Genomic DNA, 6,022 nt, shown 5'->3' on the forward strand with positions numbered 1-6,022 from the left:
TGAGAGGGAGTCAATTCAGAAGGGGCAGGTTCCGCACAGTGCGCCCCCCGATCGGAGTACGGGTCCGCAACATCCCCTTTCATCGCCTTCGCGCACCATCGCCCGCCCCCGCTGACCTGCCCCCTTTCGTCCCGCCCCGGCGGCGCGCCCGACCCCGCGCCCACCCGGCCGCCGGTCACACAAATTGCCGAGGCTGTGGACAAACAACTGCGCCGGGTGCGTCATGGGATGGTGAAGGAATGTGCGCGCATTCTGGTTGTCGGCGGCGGCTACGTCGGGATGTACACGGCACTGCGGCTCCAGCGGAAGCTGAAGAGCGAGCTCAGGCGGGGTGAAGTCGAGATCACCGTCGTCACCCCGGACCCCTACATGACGTACCAGCCCTTCCTTCCCGAAGCGGCCGCGGGCTCGATCTCGCCTCGCCATGTCGTCGTACCGCTGCGGCGCGTCCTGGACCGGTGCCATGTCGTCGTCGGCGAGGTCACGTCCATCGACCACGCGGTGCGCACCGCGGCCGTCACCACCCTCGCCACCGCCGAGGAGGGAAAACCGGCCGAACTCCTCGGCTACGACGAACTGGTGCTGGCCCCCGGCTCCATCTCCCGCACACTGCCCATCCCCGGCCTCGCCGAGTACGGCATCGGCTTCAAGACCGTCGAAGAGGCCATCGGGCTGCGCAACCACGTCATCGAGCAGATGGACATCGCCTCCTCCACCCGCGACCCCGCGATCCGCGACGCCGCCCTCACCTTCGTCTTCGTCGGCGGCGGCTACGCGGGCGTGGAGGCGCTCGCCGAACTGGAGGACATGGCCCGCTACACCGCGCGCTACTACCACAACGTCCGCCCCGAGGACATGAAGTGGATCCTCGTGGAGGCCTCCGACCGGATCCTGCCCGAGGTCGGCGCCGAGATGGGCCGCTACACCGTCACCCAGCTGCGCCGCCGCAACATCCAGGTCCTGCTCGAAACGCGCCTGGAGTCCTGCGCCGACCGCGTCGCCGTCCTCAGCGACGGCCAGCGCTTCCCGACCCGCACGGTCGTGTGGACCGCCGGCGTCAAACCCAGCCCCCTGCTCGCCGCCACCGACCTGCCGCTCACCGAACGCGGCCGGCTGAAGTGCACCGCCCAGCTGACCGTCGACGGCACCGAGCACGCCTGGGCGGCCGGGGACGCCGCCGCCGTACCCGACGTCACCGCCGCGGAACCCGGCACCGAGACCGCCCCCAACGCCCAGCACGCCGTCCGCCAGGCCCGCACGCTCGGCGACAACATCGCCCACGCACTGCGCGGGGAGCCCCTGGAGACGTACGCCCACGCGTACGTCGGCTCGGTCGCCTCCCTCGGCCTGCACAAGGGCGTCGCCCAGGTCTACGGCCGCAGGCTGAAGGGCTACCCTGCCTGGTTCATGCACCGCGTCTACCACCTCAGCAGGGTGCCCACCTTCAACCGCAAAGCCCGGGTCCTCGCGGAATGGACCCTTGCCGGGCTCTTCAAGAGGGAGATCGTCTCGCTCGGTTCGCTCGAACATCCCCGGGCGGAGTTCGAACTCGCCGCCGGTGGAAAGCCTCCTCACAGCCCCTCGGACGACCCGAAAGGGTCGTCCTGACCGGACCCAGGAACTCCCCGGCCCGCCCAGGCGTCTGACGGATGTCGCCGCGGCGCGCCCCCTGCCAGACTGCCCCACGTCCTCGGACGGGCACCCGCCCGCCCTTAAGCACCCACGAGGCTTCTTCCCAAGTGAACTTCACGCGCTGGAGCGCCCGGCTCCCCGGAACGCAGCGCCGCGCCGCCGCGCGGACCGAGACCCCGGTCTCCCCGGACCGGCGGGGGGAAGGCTCCGTGCCCGCGGCCCGCGCCGGACAGCCGGCCGACGGCACCTTCCCGGTGCCCGCCGTCGACGAACTGCCCGCGCGCGACGTCCTCGACCGCGTCCCGGCCCTCGTCGCCCTGGTGCACGGCCCCGACCACCGCATCGCGTACGTCAACGACGCCTATACGGCGGCCTTCGGCGTACGGCCGCTGGGCGAGCCCGCGCGCGAGGCGCTCCCGGAGCTGTCCGAACTGGGCCTGCTCCCGCTCCTCGACCAGGTGCTGCGCAGCGGCAAGCCCCGCACCCTGAAGTCCCGCAAGGCCGTCGACGGCCGCTCCTACACCTTCACCTGCACCCCGGTCGCGGAGGACGGCGACGGCGACGCGGGCGTCCTGGTCTTCGCCACCGACGTCACCGACCACGCCGAGGCCGCCGAGCGGCTGCGCGCCAGCGAACGCCGCCAGCGCGAGACCGCGGTCACCCTCCAGCGCTCCCTGCTCCCGCAGGAGCTGGAGGAACCCGACGACCTGCGCATCGCCGCCACCTACCAGCCCGGCGGCACCGAGGCCGCGGTCGGCGGCGACTGGTACGACGTGATCACCCTCGGCGGCGGCCGCACGGCCCTCGTCATCGGGGACGTGATGGGCCGGGGCGTGCGCGCGGCAGCGGTCATGGGCCAGCTGCGGACGGCCGTCCGGGCCTACGCGCGCCTGGACCTGCCCCCTCACGAGGTGCTCCAGCTGCTGGACGGCCTCGCCGCCGAGATCGACGCCAACCAGATCGCCACCTGCGTCTACGCCGTCCACGACCCCAACGAGGGCCGCCTGGTGTACGCCTCCGCCGGCCACCTGCCGATCCTGGTCCGCGACGAGAACGGCACGGTCTCCCGCGCCGACGAGCCCACCGGCCCGCCGCTCGGCACCGGCGGCTGGGTGCACTCCTCCGGCTCCATCGCCCTGGGCCCGGGCTCCACGGCCGTCCTCTACACGGACGGCCTGGTCGAACGCCGGGACGAGGACCTGGACGAGGGCATCGCGGCGCTCGAAGGAGCCCTCGCCGGCGCTACCGGCACCCCGCAGGTCGTCTGCGACCGCCTGGTCCGCTCGGCCGGCGTCACCGCCGACCACGACGACGACGTCGCCGTCCTCGTCCTCCAGCACCCCGCCCGTACGGGCCCCGACGGCGACCTGTTCCGCAACGCCGCCCTGGAACTCCTCGGCGGCGTCGAGGCGGCCCCTCGCGCCCGGGCGTTCGCCTCCGGCGTGCTGACGAGCTGGCGCTTCCCGGCCGAGCTGCACGACCTCGGCGTGCTCGCCGCGAGCGAGCTGGTCGCCAACTCCCTCCAGCACGGCACGCCGCCCATGCGCCTGCGGCTCCGCCGCACCGACCGCCGCCTGATCATCGAGGTCACGGACGGCGACGACCACCTCCCGCGCCGGCGCCGCGCGGAACCGGCCGACGAGTCGGGCAGGGGCATCGCCATCGTGGCGACCATCGCCTCCAACTGGGGCTCCCGCCGCACACCGGGCGGCGGCAAGGCCGTGTGGTGCGAGTTCGCATTGCCGAAGGGCTAGGCGCCGTGGGGGGCTTTGACCGTTGCCGGGTGCGGCTGGGTCGGGGCTGACCGCGCGGTTCCCCGCGCCCCTTACGGGGCTTGCAGCCTGCGGGCAGTCGTGCCGCTGATGCGCCGCCCACCCGGCAGCGGCCGTCGCACCCTGCCGGCGCCGGCAAGCGACCGACCCCCACCCAGCACCCACCGGGTGCCTTACGACTACGCGGCCAGGGACTCCGCCGGTGCCCCGCCCCGGGCGACCACCCGGGTCCGGGCCAGCCAAGGCCGGTCCTGCACCGGGCTGAGCCGCCTGCCCAGCCGCAGCGCCAGCACCGTGATCCCCAGCGAGAACGCCAGGAAAGTCACCACGTACGGAGTCGGCAGCGAGGCACCCAGCGGCCCCCCGACCGCCGGCCCGACGGCCAGCGCAAGCTGCTTGACCAGCGCGAACGCCGAGTTGTACTGCCCTGCCATCCCCTCGGGAGCCAGATCGGCGACCAGCGGAGCGACCGTCGGCGACAACATCGCCTCACCCAGCCCGAACAGCGCGTACGTCGACACGAACGCGGCCGTCGCCATCTCCCGGCTGCCGTGCCCCAGCCCCGCGTACCCAGCGGCCACCCAGGCCACGGCCCAGATCAGACCGACCCCGGCGATGACCCGGGAGCGCCGGCTGCGCTCGACGAACTTCAGCACCGCGAACTGGGCGACCACGATCATCAGCGTGTTCGCCGCCAGCGCCGTCCCGAGCGCGGAGGTGGATATCCCGGCCGCCTCGACGCCGTACGCGCTCAGCCCGGACTCGAACTGGCCGTAGCAGGCGAAGAACAGCACGAACCCCAGCACACACAGCTGCACCATCGCCCGGTTCCCGAGCAGCTGCTTCCAGCTGCCCTTCGCCGACCGCGCGGGCGCGTCCTCCATCCGCGGTGAACGCGGCATCCGCACGGTCGCCATCACGCCGACCAGCAGCAGGAACATCGCCGCCTCGATGGAGAAGAGCAGCGTGAACGACGACACGTGCGTGGTGTCGACGAGGTGGCCGCCGATGAGGCCGCCTATACCGAGCCCCAGGTTCTGCAGAAAGAACTGCGTCGCGAACGCCCGCGACCGCGTGTCGGCGGACGAGCAGTCCACGATCATCGTCGCCAGCGCCGGCTGCATCACGGCCTGTCCGGCGCCGAGCGCCGCGGCCGACAGCAGGACGGCGGTGGCACTGCCCGCGAGGCCCAGGCTCAGCGCGCCGAGCGCGGCGGTGACCAGGGCGGCGAGCAGGACCGGCAGCGGGCCGCGCCGGACGATCGCCCGTCCGGCGAACGGCAGCACGATCAGTGCGGCCACGGCGAAGACGGCGAGCACGAAACCCGCCGTCATGGCTCCCAGCCCCCGGACCTGCGCCACATAGACGTACAGGTAGGGGACGGTGAAGCCGAGCCCGAACGCGCTGAGTGCGTTGCCCACGTGGATCCGGCGCATCGCTGCGCCCATCGCCCTGGTCACGTTCACCTCTCTCACTAGTTAGACCTGAAGACTTCAAAGCTAAAGTTCGAAGCTAAAGACTACACACCGAAGGACTTCAACGCAAAGGCCCTGCGTGCGATACTGCGCCCATGGCCGACACCCCCGGCGTCACAGAGCCGACGCTCGAAGAACAGATCGCCGCCTACCAGCGCGAGTTCCAGGACCTCGACCCCCAGGTCGAGAAGATCGTGTCGGCACTGTCCCGGCTCAACCGCCGGATGAACGTCGCCTACGGCCGCCAGACCGCCGCCCTCGGCATCAGCAACGCCGAGTGGGAGGTGCTCAAGGCGCTCGTCCTCTCCGGCGCCCCCTATCGCATGGGCCCCAGCGAGCTCGCCAAGCGGCTCGGACTCACCCCGGCCGCGATGACCCACCGGATCGACCGCATGGTCTCCGAAGGACTGGTCACCCGTGAGAGGGACGAGTCCAACCGCGTCCGAGTCATCGTCGAGCTGACCCCGGAGGGGCGAGAGAAGTGGCTGGAGGCCATGCGCCTGGCGACCGTGTTCGAGGAGGACCTGCTCCAGGACCTCACTCCGGCGGAGCGCGCGGTCCTCGGCGAGGTCCTGACCAGGCTCCTGCGCCGGGTGGAGCACGCCCAGCCGGACGCCGGCGGCCGGCTCAGCGACCTCGACTGAGACCGACGTAAAAGATCTTGACAGGGGGGTGTTGACACACCCCTGGGCGATCCGTAAAGTTCTTCGGGTTGCCACGGAGCCGTAACGGTTCTCCGGCAGCGCTTGGCCGCCCCGAGCGGCACCCCTCACACCAGAAGCGCGATCTCCCGGACGGGTTGATTTCGGCGTGCCCGAATTCGATTCGAATGGAAGCCCGGTGGCCCGATTGGGAATCGCCGAGCGGATCCGCTAAGGTTTGAGACGTCGGAACGGCCCAACGGCCGGGAGGACAAGCCCCCCTGACTGGGAGTCAGACGCCGAAAGGATCTGATAGAGTCGGAACCGCCGGAAAGGGAAACGCGAGAGCGAGAACCTGGAAAGCATCGAGGAAATCGGATCGGAAAGATCTGATAGAGTCGGAAACACCGAAGGGAAGCGCCCGGAGGAAAGCCCGAGAGGGTGAGTACGAAGGAAGCGACCGTTCCTTGAGAACTCAACAGCGTGCCAAAAGTCAACGCCA

General features: G+C 71.3%; 4 protein-coding genes. 3 read left to right on the forward strand and 1 reads right to left on the reverse strand.

Annotation, left to right across the window (positions count from 1 at the left end):
• Positions 1–228: 228 nt before the first annotated feature.
• Together AB0950_RS17870 and AB0950_RS17875 are read left to right on the forward strand one after the other, a co-directional pair.
• Positions 229–1,608: an NAD(P)/FAD-dependent oxidoreductase gene (locus AB0950_RS17870; protein ID WP_360153704.1), complete on the forward strand. Its 1,380-nt coding sequence runs from the start codon at positions 229–231 to the stop codon at positions 1,606–1,608.
• Positions 1,609–1,739: 131 nt separating this feature from the next.
• Positions 1,740–3,386, forward strand: a complete 1,647-nt coding sequence (locus AB0950_RS17875; RefSeq protein WP_360153707.1) for a SpoIIE family protein phosphatase — start codon at positions 1,740–1,742, stop codon at positions 3,384–3,386.
• 197 nt (positions 3,387–3,583) lie between these two features.
• Here the strand turns inward: AB0950_RS17875 and AB0950_RS17880 are convergent, their stop codons facing one another.
• Positions 3,584–4,864 carry an MFS transporter gene (locus AB0950_RS17880; RefSeq protein WP_366778872.1) on the reverse strand — a complete coding sequence of 427 codons (1,281 nt, stop codon included), beginning with the start codon at positions 4,862–4,864 and terminating at the stop codon, positions 3,584–3,586.
• A gap of 110 nt (positions 4,865–4,974) precedes the next feature.
• Here AB0950_RS17880 and AB0950_RS17885 point away from each other — a divergent pair, with 110 nt between their 5' ends.
• Complete coding sequence (locus tag AB0950_RS17885; RefSeq protein ID WP_360153713.1) at positions 4,975–5,523, forward strand: MarR family transcriptional regulator; 549 nt, start codon at positions 4,975–4,977, stop codon at positions 5,521–5,523.
• The last annotated feature ends 499 nt before the right edge of the window (positions 5,524–6,022 follow it).

Origin of the sequence: Streptomyces sp. NPDC007189 (assembly GCF_040703635.1) — a bacterium.
Taxonomy (GTDB): domain Bacteria; phylum Actinomycetota; class Actinomycetes; order Streptomycetales; family Streptomycetaceae; genus Streptomyces.

Bases quoted from the DNA above. Each gene is read 5' to 3' on its own strand.
- AB0950_RS17870 (WP_360153704.1), top strand. From the start codon at position 229: ATGGTGAAGGAATGTGCGCGCATTCTGGTTGTCGGCGGCGGCTACGTC.
- AB0950_RS17885 (WP_360153713.1), top strand. From the start codon at position 4,975: ATGGCCGACACCCCCGGCGTCACAGAGCCGACGCTCGAAGAACAGATC.